This window comes from Achromobacter sp. MYb9 (assembly GCF_002975275.1).
In the GTDB taxonomy this organism is placed as follows: Bacteria; Pseudomonadota; Gammaproteobacteria; order Burkholderiales; family Burkholderiaceae_B; genus Achromobacter.
Genome location: NZ_PCOQ01000008.1, coordinates 82,947 through 101,104 on the forward strand (window position 1 = coordinate 82,947; position 18,158 = coordinate 101,104).

The following is an 18,158-nucleotide window of genomic DNA, read 5'->3' on the forward strand; positions in this document are numbered from 1 at the left end:
TCAAAGGCTCCGGGAAGAGTTAGCGGTCGGCGACCGTTGCCAGCAGGTCCGATTCGTACATGGCCGCCGGCGAGATGATGGGCTCATCCCAGGGGATGTCCTTGCCGTACCGTTCCCGCATCTTGGACTGCACGGCCGGTGAACTCAGGTCAAAGCGCTTGAGCGGCGCAAGCGCGCCGATCTCTACGCCCAGCGTGCGCTGATAGATCTTCCAGACAAGCTCCGAACAATAGATCTTGTCGTCCGACCAGGCGAACACCAGGTCATAAGGCCTGCCTGCATAAGTGGCCCCCGCCGCCGCCAGCCGTTCACGCGCAGCGGGCGTCAGCCGCGAGGCGTCGCGCAGGCGCTTGACGACATAGTGGCCGCGTTCGCCCCGCGCGGCCCATTGGTCAAGCGGCGTATAGCTGACCTGCGCCGCCGCCTCAAGCACATAGGGGCGGCCTTGACGAGTCACGATCATGCCCATGTGACTGTAGGGAGAGTGCGTGGCTTGCTGGATGGCCAGGCTTTGCGCCGACAGGGACTGCTGGAATACCAGGTCGCCGGTCTGCACATCGGGGGCGGCCGAGGCGGCCAGGGATAGCGAGGACAGCGCGGCCAGAGCGGCGGCGCGGGACCAGGCCGGCAACGTCATGAACGCACCCGGCTCGCAGCCGGCGGTTCTTTTTTGCTGCGGGGTTTAGTTGCAGGTTTTTTGGTTTCGGCGGGAGCGTCGAACTCCTGCTTGTTGCGCTCACCACGTGGGGTGTTTTCCGGATGGGGTTTGGGAAAAGCCCAGGGCTTAGTTTTCTGATCCATTGCATGTACTCCTTGCACAGGCGGAACAGTAGCATTAGCCGTGGCCGTGAGTAAGTGAGGGTTGACGTCAATATTCATCACATCGTGATTTTTTAAGAGAAAAAGTTCGGGAATTCGACCGCCAGCGCGCCAGGAATGTTCCCCGCTTGCGGCGCGTGCCCGATCGATCCCCGCGGCGCTGGTGGCGGTGTGATGCGGCGGCGCATGTTATCGCGGATCCGCAGGTCGCTGTCGTGCTTGAAGGCGCCCGCGATCAACGCGTCAGGGGCAGGGCGTTCTTGGGGCGCCGGGACGAGGTTGGGTAAACCCTCTCGGAAAACGGAGCTCATCCATCTTTCCGTGACGGCGGATGGGCGCGCGTGCCCGGGCGGGACTACGATGGAAAGCGTGCACATAGGGAGGAAACTATGGACACCGCCAAGGAATGGTATGCCGCAGTCAAGGAATGGCAGCGCGCCCGCGACGAGCTCACCGCAGCAATCGCCGCGATCAAATGGCCGAATCCCACGCCGGGGTGCCTGGCCAGCTACGACCGCGCGTACGCGCGAGAAACCGAAGCGCGCGACCGCATGAACCAGGCATACGAACGCGTCCGACGGTAGGCCGATTGCTGCCGTCCGTGCCGCCGCCGGCGTCCTGGCTCCATAAAACTGAATCCCGATGGCCCTGTGCATGGAGCCACGAAGGCGGTATGTTGTTTTTTTCCCAGCAAACAGACCGCCCATCATGTATCTGCCGTCCGCCTTTCGAGAAGATGACCTTGCCGTTCAACATGACTTCATCCGCGCCCATCCGCTAGGCGTCATCATGACTAGCGGCGACGGCGGGCTGATGGCCAACCACATCCCCTGTCTGCTCTATCCCGAAGGCCCGCATGGCGTGCTGCGTCTACACGTGGCGCGCGCCAATCCGCAGCTGGCGCAGTTGGCCGCGGGCCAGGAATGCCTGGTGGCCTTCCATGGCGCGCAGGCCTACATCACGCCGTCCTGGTACGCCACCAAGGCCGAGACGCACAAAGTCGTGCCTACCTGGAATTTCGTGGCGGTGCATGTGTGGGGCACGCCGGTCATCCAGGACGATCCCGCGTGGTTGCGAGCGCAGTTGGAAGCCTTGACCGACAGCCAGGAAAAGGCCCGCACGCAGCCCTGGAGCGTGGATCAGGCGCCGCCCGATTTCATTGCAGCGCAGATGCGCGCCATCATTGGCGTCGAGATCCCCATTTCCCGCATCGAAGGCAAATGGAAGGTCAGCCAGAACCGGACGGCGGCCGACCGGCAAGGCGTGGCGGAAGGCCTGGCCAGCGAGGCCGGCGGCGCCGTCATGGCCGGGCTGGTGGCGCGGCGGGGCGGGCTGGCCTGAAGGCGCTGGCGCCCAGCCCGGCGGCAAAGCAGGCGATGGCGGCGGCTTGCAGCAAGGCGGCTACAGCCAGAAAGCCGACCAACGATTGCCCTGTCGCCTCCAGCACAGCGCGCAGAATCCCGAACATGGCGGGCGCGAAGGCGTAAGCGCCCTGAGACAGCGCCACGATCAGCGGCACGACGCGGGCGGTGTCTTCGCGCGCGAACTCGGTTTGCGCGATGAGGGGTGGCAACGACGTCGCGTTACCGATCCCCGAGCCAAACAGCACCACGCCTGCCCAGACGGCCCAGCCATGGTCCGACGCCATCATCAGCGTGAGCGATCCGCCGATCTGGATCGCGTAGGCCAGGCAGGCCACCTTGCGGCGGTCGGCGCCTGCGGGCATCAGCCATCCCACCAGCATGCGGCCCGCAATCGCGGCGGCCGTGGCGACGCCCATCGCCACGCCTGCCCACTGCGCCCCGAGCAACGGCGCCAATAGCGACAACAGATGCGCGATCAGGCCGATCTGGGCAAACAGCCCCAGTGCCATGCCGCATGACAGTGTCACGAAGGCGCGGTCGCGCCACAGGTTGCCCACGAGGGGCTGTGTGGCGGTTGCCACGGCGGCGGGCGCCGCAGCGTCGTCGCCGTCGGCCAACTGGCCAAGCTGTTGTGGCGTGACGGCGAACACCTTGCGCGCCAGCACGGCGATAACCGCCACCATCGCGGCGCCCACCCACAGCGCGGCCTGCGCAAATCCGGCCTGTGCAATCAGAAAGACCCACAGCGGCGAAAACACGATACCGCCCACGCTGGCGCCGTTATAGGCCATGCCCAGGGCGGCCGGCCGCCGCCTCACGAACCACGGCGCGATCAGCGCGTTGACCGCTGCTGCGCCCAAGGCTACCCAGCCCATGCCGCTGATGACGGCGGCCAGGTACAGCTGCCACGGGGCTTGTGCCAGCGACCATCCTGCCACGCCCAGCGCCAGCAGCACCGCGCCGCCGAACGTGGTTTGCGCGACACCTGCGCGGCGGTACAGGCGGGGCAGGTTGGCGACGACCACCGTGCCGGCCAGGAAGTGCAGCGTGACCGCGCCGGAAACCAGCGCCACGCTCCATCCGGTGCGCTGCACCACGGCATGCAGGAACACCGGCGGACCGTAAAAGCCGACGCCCCAGCCGAAAACGGCTAGCGTGAACGTGGCGGCAAGGACTTTCCAGCCGAAGAATGAGTGAGGGGTAGGCATGGGCGGGGTAGGGGTCGGGTGTCGTATCAGGATGACTCGCAGTATGCTTAAGCCTTGCACACAACACTTTGGTGTACAGCGAATCATGGAATCCGAGTTCGCCGATATCAACCTATCCGGCGTGGCGGGCGCGATCGCCGATCCGGCCCGCGCGCGCATGCTCTGCCTGTTGCTGGACGGCCGCGCCCGTACGGCGACCGAGTTGGCCGTCGCCGCCGATATCAGCGCCTCCACGGCCAGCAGCCATTTTCAGCGGCTGCGCGAGCAAGGGCTGGTCGACATGGCGGTGCAGGGCAAGCACCGCTATTTCCGGCTGGCCAACAGCGAGGTCGCGCACGCGCTGGAGGCTTTGCTGGTCGTGGCCGGCGCCGAACGCGCGCCGTTCAAACCCAACACGCCATCCGCGTTGCGAGAGGCCCGTACCTGCTACGACCACATGGCGGGTACGCTTGCCGTGCGCATCCACGATGCGATGCTCGCGCGCCAATGGCTGGCCGCCGATGGCCGCGATTACGTGCTGACGCCGCTGGGCGAGGCGTCGCTGGCCCAGATTGGCGTGGATGCCGCGCAAGCGCGGCAGCGCCGCCGGCGTTTCGCATGCGCCTGCCTGGACTGGAGTGAACGGCGCTCGCACCTTGGGGGCGCGCTGGGCGCGGCCTTGCTGGATGCGCTGACGCAACGCGGCTGGATCACGAAGGACCTGGATTCGCGCGCGCTGTCGGTCACGCGCAAGGGCGCGCAGCAGTTTCCGGCCTTCTTCGGCAAGGCCGACGCGCAAGCGGCCGCCGGCTGGCAGGAAGGCAAGCCGGCCGCGGCATAGCCTGACGTTGTCGCCGCTTCGCCATAAGGGTGCCGCCTTGCAGGCGGCCCATTTTTTTTTATCAACCCTGTACAGGAGGTGGCCTTGCCCACGCTGGCACTGCACGCATTCCGTTCCTTCCGCCGTTTGGTGACGGAACTTCGCATTGACGTCAATCATGCTCCGGAAGAAGTGGAGAACGAACTCAATGCCATACACAACCGGATGAATCGTCCTTTGGATCGCTTGCATGGGCTGCCGGAGGTCAAGACCGACATCCCTGGCATCGTGTTTCGCTATCGCGAAGCCGACGGCGAGTACTACGTGTATGTGATGGATCTGCGGCGGGACCGGGTGGCGGGCTACACGGTGTTCAATCGGCTGATCGAAGTGGGCAGGCGGGCCGACCCGTACGTGCGCGCCCCGCATTCGAAATACGCCGCGCCCTATCAAGGCATGGGGCTGGCGACGGCGGTATACCGCTGGGGGTTGGACGCAGGCCTGTGCATCATGAGCGGCGCCCGCCAATCCACGGGGGCGCACCGGCTATGGATGGGGTTGGCCCGGCACTACGAGCTGGGCTACGTGGACCTGCGGCGCAAGCAGTTGCGCTACCTGGGACCCACCGTGCCGCCCCGTGTGCAGGATGATCTGCACACTCGGATAATCCTGTTGGGACGGGGCTGGACCTTGGCCGATTACCAGCGGGCAACGGGCATGGCGGCGTCCGAAGATGCGCTTTCGCAACACGACCTAGGGAAATCCCCGTAATCCGGCGGCAGGGCGGGGCTCCGGCGTGTGCCCCGCTACGCCGCAGGCCGCATCGGGCCTACCGATGCGGCGGATTTCCGCTCGAAATTCTTGCCAGTTGAGAACGGGGGACGCACTTATTGTGGTGCAACAATGTTTCTAGTCTCTGCCTGCGTTACAAAACATATCAGAACTGTCATGAACAGGCGCGGTATGCTCGATTGAAGAAAGAGGGCATCCGAAGTGCATCAGAACAACTTGATCTACAAGGGATACCGGCTGACAGCCAAGGTCTCCCGGGGCGAGGACGCTGAAGTTCCGGCGCTACCCAGCGGCCCCGTATTCGTCGCATCGGTAATGGTGGTTCAGGCAGGCGCCGTCCTGGAAGGCGGCGACGAATACCCGGTCCCCCGATTTGCCGACGGCGGTTTCGTCTTCAGTCCGCGAGAAGCCGTGCACGCGGCCATATTGCATGGCCGCGAGATCGTCGACGGCCTGACGAACATGCCGTCCTAGCCGGAAAAGACGTCCCGCCAGTCGCGTGTCTTGGCCAGCGTCTGCACGGTCGCGGACTGCTCGAGGATGGTGACGGCCTTTTTGAATTCTTCTGCCGACGCGCCGTCCTCCAGGATGACCATGCGCGAATTGCGCGCATCCGCCATCTTCACATCCGACATCTTGCCGTGGGTCTGGTAGACCTGCGTCCAATCCATTTTCTTGCCGGCTTTGAGCGCGATCGGTTCGATATAGGTCAGCGCCGTGCTGCCGGCCGCGCGAACCGCGAACGCGAAGTCCGCGGTATGGCCGCTGCTGCCTTTGGCGCGTGCGCCTTTGACCATGCGATTCGCGCCCACGCCTTCGGCCAGCGCGCGCCCGACCTGGGCGCGGAACCGCAGTTGGCTGAATCGGGGCATCCACTTGGCGCACTGGAACGACAAGGCCATGGCCAGTTTCACGGCGTCCCACAGGGCTTCTTGCAACTGTTCGTTGGGGCCCGAGGCGACGATGGCGCCGTCGCGGTCGAAATGCGCCAGGCTGACACCGGGGGTTTCGTTCAGCAGATCGATGCGCTTGGCCCCGACGTCGATGCCGTAGCTGGACGCGTGCATCGAGGTCTCACAGGCGTCGGTCAGATAGAACGACGTGTCGTCAGGGTGTGCGATGAAGAAGGCGGCGTGTTGGCCGTCCAGCCCCAGCGTCATGGGAGACACCGCGCGTATGGCGTGTTCACCGGCCGGCAGGACGGTCCAGCCGGAGGCTTCCAGAAAAGTGCTCATAGGATCAATTCGATTTGGCGGCCTTTGAGGGGATGCGCAAATCCGCCGGCAAGGGTCAGGTTCGCCCGCGGCAGGAAGTACTGCATCAGCGCGCCGATGGTGTGCAGGGCGGGCACGATGGGTTCGGCATAACCTTCGCCTTCGTCCACCCAGATATGTTCGTGGCTGCGGTCTGCAAGCGGCTTGCGGTACTGCGGCCGGCCCACGCCGACCAGGCTGGTGTGGAAGGAGTCATCCGTGTCCACGCCAAATACCCGGTGCGGGCCGACAAAAAGACTGGCGCTGAATGCTTCCGTCAGGAAGATCGTGGCTTGGCCATGCACCGCCGTGCGCGCGCCGCGGTAGATCACCCGGAAAATCACGTCGTCCCGCGCGTCGCCCTTGACCTTGCACGCGCTGGCGAACTCCATCCATTGGATGTTGTTGGCGGCGGGCTTCGGGATCCAGGAAATCGGCTTTACGGTTTCCTTGGGTTCGGCAAGGATCTCCTGCACCTCATCAACGGTGATTAACGGTTCGAACTTGTTGGCCATGGAACGGATTCAGGGGTCTTGGAATTGCGCTGCGAATGCGCTGCGCCGCTCGCGACAGGGCGCAGGGAACGCATGCGCGCAAACCGTGCGAGGGGGCGTAATCTTACAAGATGAAGACGGTGTCGGCCCTTTGGCTGTATATCCGTACAGCTAAGGGGCCGAGGCAATTCAGGTCTGGCAGCGGATCAAAGCGCGCTGGCCGAGAACGTGTCGCATTGCTTGATGTTGCCGCTTTCCAGCCCGCGCTTGAACCAGCGCACGCGCTGGGCCGAGGATCCGTGCGTGAACGAATCCGGCACGGCATAGCCCTGGGCTTGCTTCTGCAGACGGTCATCGCCGATGGCAGTGGCCGCCGACAGCGCCTCTTCGACGTCGCCACCTTCCAGGATATTGCGCGCGGCGTTGGCGCGTTGCGCCCACAGGCCGGCGAAACAGTCAGCTTGCAATTCCACGCGCACGGACAACGCATTGGCCTGCGCAGGATTGCGGCGGCGCAGCTGGTCCACCTGGTCCGAGATGCCCAGCAGATGCTGCACGTGGTGTCCGACTTCATGCGCGATCACATAGGCTTGGGCGAAGTCGCCGGGCGCCTTGAACTTGTTCTGCAATTCATCGAAGAAGGCCAGGTCGATATAGACCTTGCTGTCGCCGGGACAGTAGAACGGGCCCATCGCGGACTGGCCCGTGCCGCACGCCGTGGGCGTGGCGCCGCGGAACAGCACGAGCTTGGGTGCGACGTATTGGCGGTTCAGGTCCTTCTGGAATATCGCGGTCCAGGTGTCTTCGGTTTCGCCCAGCACCTTGGCCACGAAGCGCGCCTGCGGATCGTCGACGGGCGGCCGGGTGGCCGGCGCCTGCTGCTGGGTCTGGGGAGGTCCTTCGGCCATTTGCAAGACCACGCTGGGGTCCACGCCAAAGTACATGGCTACCAAGGCAAGTACTATCGTACCGATGCCGATGGTTCCACGGCCGCCGATACGGGGACCACTGGCTCGTCGGTCTTCCACATTGTCGCTTTCACGCGAGTCATCGAGGCGCATACTGTTTCTCCGGGCGGGTCGGCGTTCCCGCCATTTTGCATCGCCGCGCCACGTTGGGCGGCATTCAAGAGTGTTAGGATAATCCCATGGCCTTGTATTTATCTATTCATCCTGCGAATCCTCAACCTCGCCTGCTCAAGCAGGCAGCCCAATGGCTGAACGATGGAGGCCTGGTGGCGGTGCCCACCGACTCCAGCTATGCCGTCGTCGCACGCCTGGACGACAAGGACGCCGCTGACGGCTTGCGCCGGCTTCGCGGCCTGGACGAAAGACATCACCTGACGCTGCTGTGCCGCGATCTGGCCGAAATTGGCCACTTTGCCCGCGTGGACAACAAGCAATACCGCTTGCTGAAGGCCGCGACGCCGGGCCCCTGGACCTTCATTCTTGAAGCCACCAAGGAAGTGCCGCGGCGCGTTTCGCACCCGTCGCGCAAAACCATCGGCATCCGCGTCCCGGATCACGCCGTCATGCTGGGCTTGCTTGAGCAAGTGGGGGCGCCTTTGCTTTCCACGACCCTGATCCCCAAGGACGAGACCGACGCGTTGAACGACGCCGAAGACATCCGCGCGCGCTACGACCACGATCTGGCGGCCATCATCGACGCGGGCGCCTGCCCGCAATCTCCGACCACGGTCATCGACTTGACCAGCGACGATCCGGTGGTCGTGCGCGTGGGCCGCGGCGATCCCGCCACGCTTGGCCTTGCCTGAATCTTCTCCACTCCGTAGTGCCTTGCGTGCCGGCCCCTGCCGGCACGCGGCTCATCTACAATCCGGCTCGCCATGAACGACATCATCCAAACCATTGCGGTCTACGCGATACCGGTCATCTTCGCTATCACCCTGCACGAGGCGGCCCACGGCTATGTCGCGCGGATGTTCGGCGACCCGACGGCTTACGAGGCCGGCCGCATCAGCCTGAACCCGGCGCGCCATATCGACCCTGTCGGCACCTTGCTGGTGCCGGTGGTCATCCTGTTGGCATCCAAGCTGCTGGGCAGCCCGGGCATGCTGTTCGGGTGGGCAAAGCCCGTACCGGTGGACTTCGGCCGCTTGCGCCGCCCCAAGCGCGACATGCTGTGGGTGGCGCTGGCCGGGCCGGCCGCGAACCTGCTGATGGCGATCCTTTGGGCGTTTTCGCTGCGCCTGATGTTGGAATCCGGCATGCAGGAGTCGTTCTGGTTCCAGATGGGCGTGGCCGGCGTGAATATCAACCTGGTGCTGATGGCGCTGAACCTGCTGCCGATTTTGCCGTTGGATGGGGGACGTATCCTGTTCAGCCTGCTGCCGAACCGCCTGGCCTGGCAATACTCGAAAATCGAGCCGTATGGCTTGATGATCGTCATCGTCCTTTTGGTCACCGACGTGCTTTGGCTTCTGATGCGTCCGGTGTACGAATTTGGAACGACTATCGTCCAGTGGTTTCTGTAGGATTCCGGCCAAATTCCGTTAAACTCAGCGGTTTCATTGATTCTGGCCCTGGGGCATCCTGCCGCGGGGCGTTGGAGCCCTACATTTATGGCATCCCCTGCAACCGCCGCAGGCGTTAATTTCCAGGGCAGCTTGGTGGCCCTGGTCACTCCCATGCAGCCCGACGGCAGCCTGGATTACGCTGCCTACCGGTCATTGATCGACTGGCACGTCCAGGAAGGAACCGACGCGCTGGTGGTGGTGGGCACCACCGGGGAGTCGCCCACGGTCTCCATGGAAGAGCACGCGGAACTGATCCGCGTTGCGGTGGAACACGCCGCCGGCCGCATTCCGGTCATTGCTGGCGTGGGCGCCAACTCCACCGACGAAGCCATCCACCTGACGCGACACGCCAAGGCTGTTGGCGCGCAGGCCGGCCTGTCGGTCGTTCCCTATTACAACAAGCCGTCGCAAGAGGGCCTGTATCGCCACTTCCGTACGATCGCGGAAACCGTCGATCTGCCGACCATCCTGTACAACGTGCCGGGCCGCACCGTTGCCGACATGAGCAACGAGACGGTCCTGCGCCTGGCGCAGGTGCCCGGCATCATCGGCATCAAGGACGCCACTGGCGATATCGCCCGCGGCGGCCTGTTGCTGCGCGAAGCGCCGGCAAGCTTCCAGGTTTTCAGCGGCGATGATCCCACCGCCGCCGCCCTGATCCTGCTGGGCGCGCGCGGCAACATTTCCGTGACCGCCAACGTGGCGCCCAAGCTCATGCGCGACCTGTGCGCCGCGGCGTTGGCGGGCGACGTGCCGAAGGTCCGTGAACTTAATGCCTTCCTGGCGCGTCTGAACAAGGCTTTGTTTGTTGAAGCCAATCCCATCCCCGTCAAGTGGGCGTTGGCCGAAATGGGCCGTAGCGCACTGGGCTACCGGCTTCCGCTGGTTGAACTGGGCTCGCAGAACCACGAAGTCGTGCGTCGCGCGCTCCAGGAAACGGGTCTGCTCTAAATATCGTGAGGATACGTATGAACAAACGTCATGCCGGTTTGTCGGCATTGATGTCTCTGGTGTTGTTGGCCGGCTGCAGCGAGGTCAACCAATTCCTGGGCAATGAAGAATCCGTCAACTACAAGAGCGCCGTCACCCAGCGTGGAGAGCCTCTGAGCATCCCGCCGGATTTGACTCAGGCCAACAGCGATCCGCGTTATCGCGCGCCCGCTTCGGGCTCGACGACGTACTCGCAGTTCCAGCAGCAGGGCCAGGCGCAAGCCACGGCCCCCAAGACCAGCAACGTGTTGCCTGGCCGCCAGGACATGCGCGTCGAGCGTGACGGCGACCTGCGCTGGCTGGTCGTGGACCGTGCTCCCGAAGACGTGTTCCCGCGCCTGGTCGACTTCTGGACCGAAAACGGCTTCACCGTGGCCAGCAACAACCCCGGCGCTGGCCTGATCGAAACCGACTGGGCGGAAAACCGCGCCAAGATTCCGGAAAGCTGGCTGCGCCAGGCGTTGGGAGCGGTGCTGGAATCGGCTTGGGATAGCGGCGAACGCGAGAAATTCCGCACGCGCGTCGAACGCGTCAACGGCCACACCGAAGTCTATGTCAGCCATCGCCAGATGCTGGAAAAGCGTGTGGGTTCCGACGGCGGCCAAGTGCAATGGCAGAACGGCAAGGAAGATCCTGGCCTGAACGCCGCCATGCTCGCCCGCATGATGGTCTACCTGGGTTCGGACGTGGACAGCGCCCGCAAGCTGGTGCAGCAGGCGGAAGCCTCGCCGCAGAAGCCGGCCGTGCAGGAAGATGTCCGCACGCAGGGCGCGTCGTTGCTGGTGGCTGAATCGTTTGACCGCGCATGGCGCCGTGTCGGCGTGGCGCTGGACGGCGGCGGCTTCGCCGTGGACGACCGCGACCGCTCCGCAGGTGACTACTTCGTGCGCTATGTCGACACCGACACCGGCGAAAAGAACGAGCAACCGGGCTTCTTCGGCCGCATGTTCTCGGGCGACAAGAAGGCCGAGGCGCCGCAATACCGTATTCACCTGGCCGCCACCGGCGACGAGACGACGGTGACGGTGCTGGATTCCACGGGCACCCGCGACAACAGCGCCACCGCGCAGCGTCTGCTGAGCGTCCTGAAGGACAAGATGTAAATCGCAGCAGATCGGCGCTTCGGCGCCGGTTTGATGCGCAAGGGCCCCCGGAAGGGGGCCTTTTTCATGGGCGCCGGCGTCGTCATGCGCCTTTGCGGCATCTGGCGACGCGCATAAAAAAGCCCCGGCAGCATGGCTGCCGGGGCTTTTCTACGTCTTCAGAGCGGGGGTTCGTCTCTGTTTTTATTAAGACGCGGGGGTGGTCGAGCCGCCCGGGGTGTTCGAACCGCCACCAGGCGTCGTGCCGGGGGTGGGCGCCGGAGCCGGCGACGTGGCCGGGGGCGTGGTGCTCGGGGCAGGCGTGCTAGCGCCCGGAGTGGGGTTGTTCGCGGGCGCCGGGGCATCTTCCTTCTTGTTGCAAGCGCTGAGCGACACTGCCAGCACCGAGGCAATAATCAAGGTTTTGCTCATCATTTTTGGACTCCTGTAGATGACGACTCTTGAAACCCCCTTAGGGGAAACCAGAATCCAGGCTACAGGAAGCCAGCGCCCTATCGCGTGTGAAAGTTAAAAAGGTCGCATCCCAATGGCAACAAACCTTTCAGCTCCGTGTTATGTCTTTCCTTATGTGACCGCGCGCATAGACCTGATTGCGTTCTGTGCAAGTCAGATACGCGCACGTGTCTGGATACTACGCCGCGTGGTAATGAATCCACCCCGAATCCACCCAATCCGCCAGGCATGAACGTGCATCGTCGGACAGCTTTGCGCAGGCCGGGTCGGCGCAATCCAGGCTGCGTGCATCGGCCAGCGTGCGCAGGGCGGCCTCGGCCGGCGTCATGGCGGTTTCGCCATTGATGAAGAGTTGCTTGCCGCGATACAGCATGCGGCTGCGGCGATCCAGCACCAAGCGGCCCGAGGCGGGCCAGTCTTCTTCCAGGTCCACGTCCATGCCCTCGGGCGCATCGAACACGCTGAGGTTGTGCGGCTCGGTCAACCAGCAACCGAGGAAGCGCGACGCCAGCGCGTCGTCGAAACGGAGTTTTTCCACGGTTTCCAGCGTGGCGGCCACCAGGGCATCGGGCAGTGCCGCGGGCGTGTCGACGGCGGGCTGGCCCGGGTCTCGATAGACGGCGGACAGTTTGGGGCCGGGCAGGGCGGGTTCACCGTAAGGGCCGCCCAGCAGGCCGACGCGCGCCATCACCTGGTCGGCGGCGGCTTCCAGCAGCCCGCGCGCCAGCGTGGCCTGCGTGGGGGCGCGGAACCCGATCGAGATGGTCATGCAGCCGTCGCCCATGGCGATGCCGTCATGGGCCGCCTGCGGCGGCAGGTACAGCATGTCGCCGGGGGCCAGCACGGCCTTTTCTTCAGGCTGGAAATTGCTCAGGATCTTCAGCGGCAGGCCGGGTTCCAGCGACAGGTCTTTCTGGCGGCCATAACGCCATTCGCGTTCGCCAGCGGCCTGCAACAGGAAGACGTCATAGCTGTCGAAGTGCGGGCCGACGCCACCGCCGTGGCTGGCAATGCTGATCATCACGTCGTCAAGACGGGCGTCGGGGATGAATCGGAACAGCCCCATCAGTTCGGATGCCGCATCGCTCAGCAGGTCCACGCTTTGAATCAGCAGCGTCCAATCGCCTTCGTTGTCTTTGGGCAGGCGCGCGAACGGGCCGTTCTCCATTTGCCATTCGCCGTTCTCGCGCCAGATCAGGCGCGATTCGACATCGTCGCGGCGCGCCAGCTTCTTGATGGCCGCGACGGTCAGCGGCGGCTTGAAGCCGGGGATGGCCTGGCGGATCAGCAGCGGCTTGCGCTGCCAATAGCGGCGCATGAAGTCGTTGGGGCTTTGGTTGCCCAGCAGCGGCAGGCGTTGGTCGAGGTTCATTGAAGGTGCTTCTTCAGACGGTAGAGGGCATCCAGCGCTTCGCGCGGGGTGAGGCTGTCGGGGTCGATGGCGGCAAGCGATTCGCGCAAGGCGTTCAGCGCCTCGATTTCGTCGGAGCGCTCGGTGTCGGCGTAGGCCTGCGCGTCGGCGTCCGCCGCGGCCGAGAACAAGCCCAGCTGCGGTGTGGGCGACCCCTGCGCTTCCAGCCGTTCGAGTTCGCGGGTGGCCTGGCGGATCACCGCGGCGGGCACGCCGGCGCGTTGAGCCACCTGGATCCCATAGCTGCGGCTGGCCGGGCCTTCGCGCACTTCGTGCAGGAAGACGATGCCGCTGGCCGATTCCGCCGCGGCCAGGTGCACGTTGGCGGAGGCCGGCTGTTCGGCCGGCAGGCGGGTCAGTTCAAAGTAGTGCGTGGCGAAGAGCGTCAACGCGCGGTTGTGCGCCAGCAGGCGGCATGCGATGGCCCACGCCAGCGCCAGGCCGTCATAGGTGGATGTGCCGCGGCCGATCTCGTCCATCAGCACCAGGCTGTTGGGCGTGCTGGCCGACAGGATGGCAGCCGCCTCGGTCATTTCCATCATGAAGGTCGAGCGCCCGCCCGCCAGGTCGTCGGCCGCGCCGATACGGGTGAAGATGCGGTCGATCTTGCCAATGCGCGCGCGGGTGGCGGGCACGAAGCTGCCGATGCGCGCCAGCAGCACGATCAACGCTACCTGGCGCATGTAGGTCGATTTACCGCCCATGTTCGGGCCGGTGATCAGCAGCATGCGGCGGGCGGGGTCCAGGCGGCAGCCGTTGGGCGTGAAGCGTTCGATGGCGTGTTCGACCACGGGGTGGCGGCCGGCCTCGATATCGATATCGGCCTGTTCGGACAAGTCCGGCGCCATCCAGTCGTGGCGGCGCGCGTGGTCGGCCAGGGCCGCCAGCGTATCCAGTTCGGCCAGTGCAGCGGCGCAGTCGGACAGCGGCCGCACGTGTTCGGCCAGCACGTCCAGCAATTGTTCGAACAGCCACTTTTCACGGGCCAGCGAACGGTCCTGGGCGGACAGCACCTTGTCTTCCCACGTCTTCAATTCGGGCGTGATGTAGCGCTCGGCATTTTTCAGCGTCTGGCGGCGGCGGTAGTCTTCCGGCACCTTGGCCGTCTGGCCCTTGGAGACTTCGATGTAGAAGCCATGCACGCGGTTGAACTCCACGCGCAGGTTGTTGATGCCCGTGCGCTCGCGCTCCCGCGCTTCCAGTTGCACCAGGAAGTCGCCGCCGTCGGCCGCCAGGCCACGCAGTTCGTCCAGTTCGGCATCGAAGCCGGCCGCCAGGACGCCGCCGTCGCGAATCGCCACGGCAGGCTCGGGCGCAATGGCGCGCACCAGCAGCGCGGCCAGCGCCGGGTCTACCGACAGGTGCGAGATGAGCTCGCCCAGACGCGGGGAATCCGCCATGGGTTTGACCAGGTCACGCAAGGCCGGCAGGGATTCCAGCGCATCGCGCAGGCTGGCCAATTCGCGGGGGCGTACCGAGCGCAGCGCCAGCCGCGCGGCAATGCGTTCGATGTCGGGAAAGGCGTTCAACGCCGCCCGTAGCGATTCCAGCAGGCCGGCCGCGCCTAAGCCGGCCACGCCGAAGGTCTGCTCGACGTCCATGCGGCCGGCCAGCAGCGCCGAGATGGCTTGTTGGCGCGCCAGCGCTTGATCGTTCTCGCGTAGCGGATGGTGCAGCCAGCGGCGCAGCAGCCGGCTGCCCATGGGCGTGCGGCAGCCGTCCAGCAGCGAGAACAGCGTGGGCGAGTCTTCGCCGGACAGCGTCTGGGTCAGTTCCAGGTTGCGGCGGGTGACCGGATCCAGCAGCACGTACTGGCCGGGACGCTCGGCCGACAGGCTTTGCACGTGCGCCAGCGCCTGCGACTGGGTGCGCGCCGCATAGCGCAGCAGCGCGCCGGCGGCGCAGATGCCGGCCGGCATGTCTTCGATATCGAAGCCCGCCAGCGTGTCCGTCTTGAAGTGCGCCAGCAAATGTGCGCGCGCGCCGTCGCTTTCAAAGTGCCAGTCCGGCACCCGGGCGCGAGCGCCTTCGAAGGGGAAGTCGAAATCGGCGCTGTCGGCGCAGATGATCTCCGCGGGCGCGATGCGGTGCAGTTCGGATTCCAGCTGCGCGGGCGCGCATTCAGTCACGCGGAACTCGCCGCTGGCCAGGTTCAGCCAGGCCAGCCCGGCGCGCGGGGCGCGGGCGTTGCCGCTGACGAACACGGCGGCCAGCGCGCGGTCTGCCTTGGCGGGCAGCAGGGCGTCGTCGGTCAGGGTGCCGGGCGTGACGATGCGCACGATGCGGCGTTCAACGGGGCCCTTGGAGGCGGCCGGGTCGCCGATCTGTTCGCAGATGGCGATGGACTCGCCCATGGCGACCAGGCGCGCCAGGTACTGCTCCATGGCGTGGACAGGCAGGCCGGCCATCGGGATCGGGATGCCGTTGGACGAGCCGCGCTTGGTCAGCGTGAGGTTGAGCAGGCGCGCGCCGCGTTCCGCGTCTTCATAGAACATTTCATAGAAATCCCCCATGCGGTAGAAGAGCAGCAAGGGTCCAGCCTCCGCTTTCAGGCGGAGGTATTGCTGCATCATCGGGGTGTGGCCCGCGTGGGCGTCGGCGGCGGTGTTTTGTGTTGCTGAATTCATGCCCGTGATTGTATCGGGCCGGAGCAGGCGGCAGGGGGACGGCGGTGGGACTTGTTTGTCCGGGCGCATGCGTTTCGGAGCCAGGAGGACCGGCTCGCTTGCCGCTTAGGTGCGCCGGCGTCACAATCTTGCGACGCGGCCTTGTGATGGCTGCGGGAGCTGTAGATGCAGGATTACCCTTTTGCCGACCCGTTGGATGCGTCCGAACGGGTCGTTATTGCCGGCGGTGGCCACCAGGCGGAATTCGCGCCGGGCGGCGGCGGGCGGCTGACCCGTTTGTCCACGGGCGCGCATGATTGGATCGTGCCGCTGACGCAGACCCAGTGGCCGGCGGGAAAATGGCCGCGGGCGGGGTCTTACCCATTGGCGCCGTATTCCAACCGCATTCGCGATGGCGTGTTCACGTTCGACGGCGCGCGCCATGCGCTGCAGTCCGTGCCGGGGCGGCCCCACGCGATACACGGCGCGGGCCTGTTCCAGGCCTGGCACGTGCGCAACCACGCGGCCGACAGCATCGATCTGGTCCTGAACCAGCCGGCCGGCGTGTTGGGATGGCCCTGGCCGTTTGAATGCGTGCAGCGCTATCGGCTGGACGCGCGCGGGCTGAGCTTGTCCTTCATCATCGTCAACCAGGGCGATACGCCCATGCCGTTCGGCTTCGGCATTCATCCGTATTTCACCGCCGAGCGGGTCACATTGAACGCGCGGCGGCTGTGGACGGCCGACGCGGATGGCCTGCCCACGGGCAGCCGCGTCAAGCATGTGCGCGAACTGCGCCGGTCGGCCGACGGGTGCGACACCTATCTGTCGCAGTGGGAGGGACGCGCCACGCTGCACTGGGCGGACGGGCATGAATTGGCGCTGCACGCCGATCCGGCGTTTGCGCATCTTGTGGTCTATACGGCGCCGGGCTCGGATTTTCTTTGCGTGGAACCGGTCACGAACGTGGCCGATGCGTTCAATCGGGCAGCCGATGGCGATACGCGCACCGGCATGCGCACGCTGGAAGCGGGCGCGCGGTTCAGCGCGACCTGCCTGCTGGGGCTGAACCTGCCCCGCGCCCAGCGCTGACCCGGGCCAGAACACGGCGCTTGGAAAGCGCCGGCTCCTCCGGCGATAATCCTGGCAAATCCAATCCAGGAGTTCCTACGTGAAAAAGCTCAGCACCGAACAATTGCAGGCCGCGGCCGAGACGCTGCGCCGGGTGCAGGCGAAGCTGGCCCGCTCGGGCAATTTGCCGCTGGAGCCTACCCTCTACGCCAGCGCAAAAGGGTTTCGGCGCAATGTTCCGGAGTACCTCTGGAGCTGGCTGTCGGGTCTGCTGGCGCCGCATAAGAGCCTGGCGTCCTGGATGGACACGCATCAACCGGGTTGGCGCGACGGCAAGACGCCCGCCGCCGTGGTGTACGCCCGCACCGAGACGGGGTGGTTCGATTGGCTGATCACGGAACTCGAGACCGAGATCAATGACCCCCATGCCCGCGCCAAGCGGGAAGGGCGCGGCTAGAGGGGCATTGCCCAGAACGCCAGGGTGCGTGTTGATTGCGGACAGGGTTGTCCGTAGTGTTTCGCCTGCCAACCGCTTTTTCACGGCCCGCCTTGGGGGCATAGTCGCTTCTGTTTTTTCAACAGGAGCCATCGATGTCCCTTATCCCCCAGGCCATGTTTTCGGCCGTCCCGCAGGCCACCGTGTTCATCGTTAACGTCATCCATGCCCATCCCGGGCGCCAAGAGGACGCATTCAGGGCCATCCAGGATGTGGTGCACTACGTGGCGCAAACCAAGCCGGGTTTTCTCTGGAGCAATCTGGCCAAGAGCACGGACGGCAAGACCGTCGTGAACATCGAGGCGATTTCGGGGGAAGGCAACGTGGATGAGTTTTTTGCCGACCCTGTGTTTCTGCAGAAATTCCGTAAATTGGACGAGGTCTCCACCAGTGAATTCCATACCTACCGGGTAGGCGACCTGGTGCTGCCTGGCGCTCGCGCCTAGCCTTCAGGGTCAGGCGCGACGGGCGCGTACCCGCGTGAACAGGTGAACAGCCGTTTCCAGCACGGCTGCCGCCAGCAACGCGGCCAGGACAGAGGTCAGGACCAGCGAGTCCCACAGGCGCGGGGGGCCGACGCGGAACTGGATGGTGTCGAACACCATGCCGGCCGCGACGCCGGCGACGACGGCGGCCTTCCAGCCTTGCAGCGGCGCGAGCCGAAGCATCAACAGGGTAAACGCAACCATTCCCCACAGGAGCGGCTCGAGCGTTTGATCGATCAAATGGGCAAGCAGGGGAAACTCCCGGTAAATTCGCACGG

22 protein-coding genes are annotated in these 18,158 nt (G+C 65.2%); 12 read left to right on the forward strand and 10 right to left on the reverse strand.

Annotated elements, in window-relative coordinates:
• Positions 1–19 precede the first annotated feature (19 nt).
• Positions 20–637 (reverse strand): YiiX family permuted papain-like enzyme, encoded by a 618-nt coding sequence (locus CQ050_RS14000; protein ID WP_105557439.1) that lies wholly within the window; start codon positions 635–637, stop codon positions 20–22.
• A complete protein-coding gene (locus tag CQ050_RS30980; RefSeq protein ID WP_199196813.1) occupies positions 634–801 on the reverse strand; it encodes a hypothetical protein in 168 nt (55 codons plus the stop codon). The genes CQ050_RS14000 and CQ050_RS30980 overlap by 4 nt, the downstream gene beginning before the upstream one ends.
• Before the next feature lie 407 nt (positions 802–1,208).
• Here CQ050_RS30980 and CQ050_RS14005 point away from each other — a divergent pair, with 407 nt between their 5' ends.
• Both CQ050_RS14005 and CQ050_RS14010 read left to right on the forward strand, forming a co-directional pair.
• Positions 1,209–1,403: a hypothetical protein gene (locus CQ050_RS14005; protein WP_105557440.1), complete on the forward strand. Its 195-nt coding sequence runs from the start codon at positions 1,209–1,211 to the stop codon at positions 1,401–1,403.
• Positions 1,404–1,527: 124 nt separating this feature from the next.
• Complete coding sequence (locus CQ050_RS14010; RefSeq protein ID WP_105557441.1) at positions 1,528–2,160, forward strand: FMN-binding negative transcriptional regulator; 633 nt, start codon at positions 1,528–1,530, stop codon at positions 2,158–2,160.
• On the opposite strand, the gene CQ050_RS14015 is transcribed toward CQ050_RS14010, so the two are convergent.
• Positions 2,120–3,391 (reverse strand): MFS transporter, encoded by a 1,272-nt coding sequence (locus CQ050_RS14015; RefSeq protein WP_105557442.1) that lies wholly within the window; start codon positions 3,389–3,391, stop codon positions 2,120–2,122. The two genes, CQ050_RS14010 and CQ050_RS14015, sit on opposite strands and share 41 nt — an antisense overlap.
• 85 nt (positions 3,392–3,476) lie before the next feature.
• Between CQ050_RS14015 and CQ050_RS14020 the strand changes: the two genes are divergently transcribed.
• From CQ050_RS14020 to CQ050_RS14030, 3 genes are all read left to right on the forward strand, one after another.
• Entirely contained in the window at positions 3,477–4,211 is a 735-nt protein-coding gene (locus CQ050_RS14020; RefSeq protein WP_105557443.1) for a helix-turn-helix transcriptional regulator, read from the forward strand.
• Positions 4,212–4,295: 84 nt separating this feature from the next.
• The gene (locus CQ050_RS14025) at positions 4,296–4,961 is read left to right on the forward strand and encodes an N-acetyltransferase (RefSeq protein WP_105557444.1); all 666 of its coding nucleotides are present in this window, start codon (positions 4,296–4,298) and stop codon (positions 4,959–4,961) included.
• A 222-nt stretch (positions 4,962–5,183) separates the two neighbouring features.
• Positions 5,184–5,456 (forward strand): hypothetical protein, encoded by a 273-nt coding sequence (locus CQ050_RS14030; protein ID WP_105557445.1) that lies wholly within the window; start codon positions 5,184–5,186, stop codon positions 5,454–5,456.
• On the opposite strand, the gene CQ050_RS14035 is transcribed toward CQ050_RS14030, so the two are convergent.
• The 3 genes from CQ050_RS14035 to CQ050_RS14045 form a co-directional block, all read right to left on the reverse strand.
• Positions 5,453–6,217 carry a DUF1828 domain-containing protein gene (locus CQ050_RS14035; protein ID WP_105557446.1) on the reverse strand — a complete coding sequence of 255 codons (765 nt, stop codon included), beginning with the start codon at positions 6,215–6,217 and terminating at the stop codon, positions 5,453–5,455. The genes CQ050_RS14030 and CQ050_RS14035 overlap by 4 nt on opposite strands.
• A complete protein-coding gene (locus tag CQ050_RS14040; protein WP_105557447.1) occupies positions 6,214–6,750 on the reverse strand; it encodes a hypothetical protein in 537 nt (178 codons plus the stop codon). The genes CQ050_RS14035 and CQ050_RS14040 overlap by 4 nt, the downstream gene beginning before the upstream one ends.
• A 185-nt stretch (positions 6,751–6,935) precedes the next feature.
• The gene (locus tag CQ050_RS14045; protein WP_105557448.1) at positions 6,936–7,790 is read right to left on the reverse strand and encodes a neutral zinc metallopeptidase; all 855 of its coding nucleotides are present in this window, start codon (positions 7,788–7,790) and stop codon (positions 6,936–6,938) included.
• A gap of 86 nt (positions 7,791–7,876) precedes the next feature.
• On the opposite strand from CQ050_RS14045, the gene CQ050_RS14050 reads away from it, so the two are divergent.
• From CQ050_RS14050 to bamC, 4 genes are all read left to right on the forward strand, one after another.
• On the forward strand, positions 7,877–8,503 hold the full coding sequence (locus CQ050_RS14050; RefSeq protein WP_105557449.1) for an L-threonylcarbamoyladenylate synthase: 627 nt from the start codon (positions 7,877–7,879) through the stop codon (positions 8,501–8,503).
• A gap of 72 nt (positions 8,504–8,575) precedes the next feature.
• The gene (locus CQ050_RS14055; RefSeq protein WP_105557450.1) at positions 8,576–9,223 is read left to right on the forward strand and encodes a site-2 protease family protein; all 648 of its coding nucleotides are present in this window, start codon (positions 8,576–8,578) and stop codon (positions 9,221–9,223) included.
• Between the two features lie 87 nt (positions 9,224–9,310).
• On the forward strand, positions 9,311–10,216 hold the full coding sequence (gene dapA / locus CQ050_RS14060; protein WP_105557451.1) for a 4-hydroxy-tetrahydrodipicolinate synthase: 906 nt from the start codon (positions 9,311–9,313) through the stop codon (positions 10,214–10,216).
• Positions 10,217–10,233: 17 nt separating this feature from the next.
• Complete coding sequence (bamC, locus tag CQ050_RS14065; protein WP_105557452.1) at positions 10,234–11,358, forward strand: outer membrane protein assembly factor BamC; 1,125 nt, start codon at positions 10,234–10,236, stop codon at positions 11,356–11,358.
• Between the two features lie 186 nt (positions 11,359–11,544).
• On the opposite strand, the gene CQ050_RS14070 is transcribed toward bamC, so the two are convergent.
• The 3 genes from CQ050_RS14070 to mutS form a co-directional block, all read right to left on the reverse strand.
• Positions 11,545–11,772 (reverse strand): endopeptidase, encoded by a 228-nt coding sequence (locus tag CQ050_RS14070; protein WP_105557453.1) that lies wholly within the window; start codon positions 11,770–11,772, stop codon positions 11,545–11,547.
• A gap of 217 nt (positions 11,773–11,989) precedes the next feature.
• Positions 11,990–13,183 (reverse strand): cupin domain-containing protein, encoded by a 1,194-nt coding sequence (locus CQ050_RS14075; protein WP_105557454.1) that lies wholly within the window; start codon positions 13,181–13,183, stop codon positions 11,990–11,992.
• Positions 13,180–15,849 (reverse strand): DNA mismatch repair protein MutS, encoded by a 2,670-nt coding sequence (mutS, locus tag CQ050_RS14080; RefSeq protein WP_233214040.1) that lies wholly within the window; start codon positions 15,847–15,849, stop codon positions 13,180–13,182. The genes CQ050_RS14075 and mutS overlap by 4 nt, the downstream gene beginning before the upstream one ends.
• 165 nt (positions 15,850–16,014) lie before the next feature.
• Between mutS and CQ050_RS14085 the strand changes: the two genes are divergently transcribed.
• The 3 genes from CQ050_RS14085 to CQ050_RS14095 all read left to right on the forward strand — a co-directional run bounded on the left by CQ050_RS14085 (position 16,015) and on the right by CQ050_RS14095 (position 17,841).
• On the forward strand, positions 16,015–16,920 hold the full coding sequence (locus tag CQ050_RS14085; protein WP_105557456.1) for an aldose 1-epimerase: 906 nt from the start codon (positions 16,015–16,017) through the stop codon (positions 16,918–16,920).
• 79 nt (positions 16,921–16,999) lie between these two features.
• Complete coding sequence (locus CQ050_RS14090; protein ID WP_105557457.1) at positions 17,000–17,356, forward strand: hypothetical protein; 357 nt, start codon at positions 17,000–17,002, stop codon at positions 17,354–17,356.
• Between the two features lie 134 nt (positions 17,357–17,490).
• Complete coding sequence (locus CQ050_RS14095; RefSeq protein WP_105557458.1) at positions 17,491–17,841, forward strand: antibiotic biosynthesis monooxygenase; 351 nt, start codon at positions 17,491–17,493, stop codon at positions 17,839–17,841.
• Between the two features lie 9 nt (positions 17,842–17,850).
• On the opposite strand, the gene CQ050_RS14100 is transcribed toward CQ050_RS14095, so the two are convergent.
• Positions 17,851–18,156 carry a hypothetical protein gene (locus CQ050_RS14100; protein ID WP_233214043.1) on the reverse strand — a complete coding sequence of 102 codons (306 nt, stop codon included), beginning with the start codon at positions 18,154–18,156 and terminating at the stop codon, positions 17,851–17,853.
• Positions 18,157–18,158 lie beyond the last annotated feature (2 nt).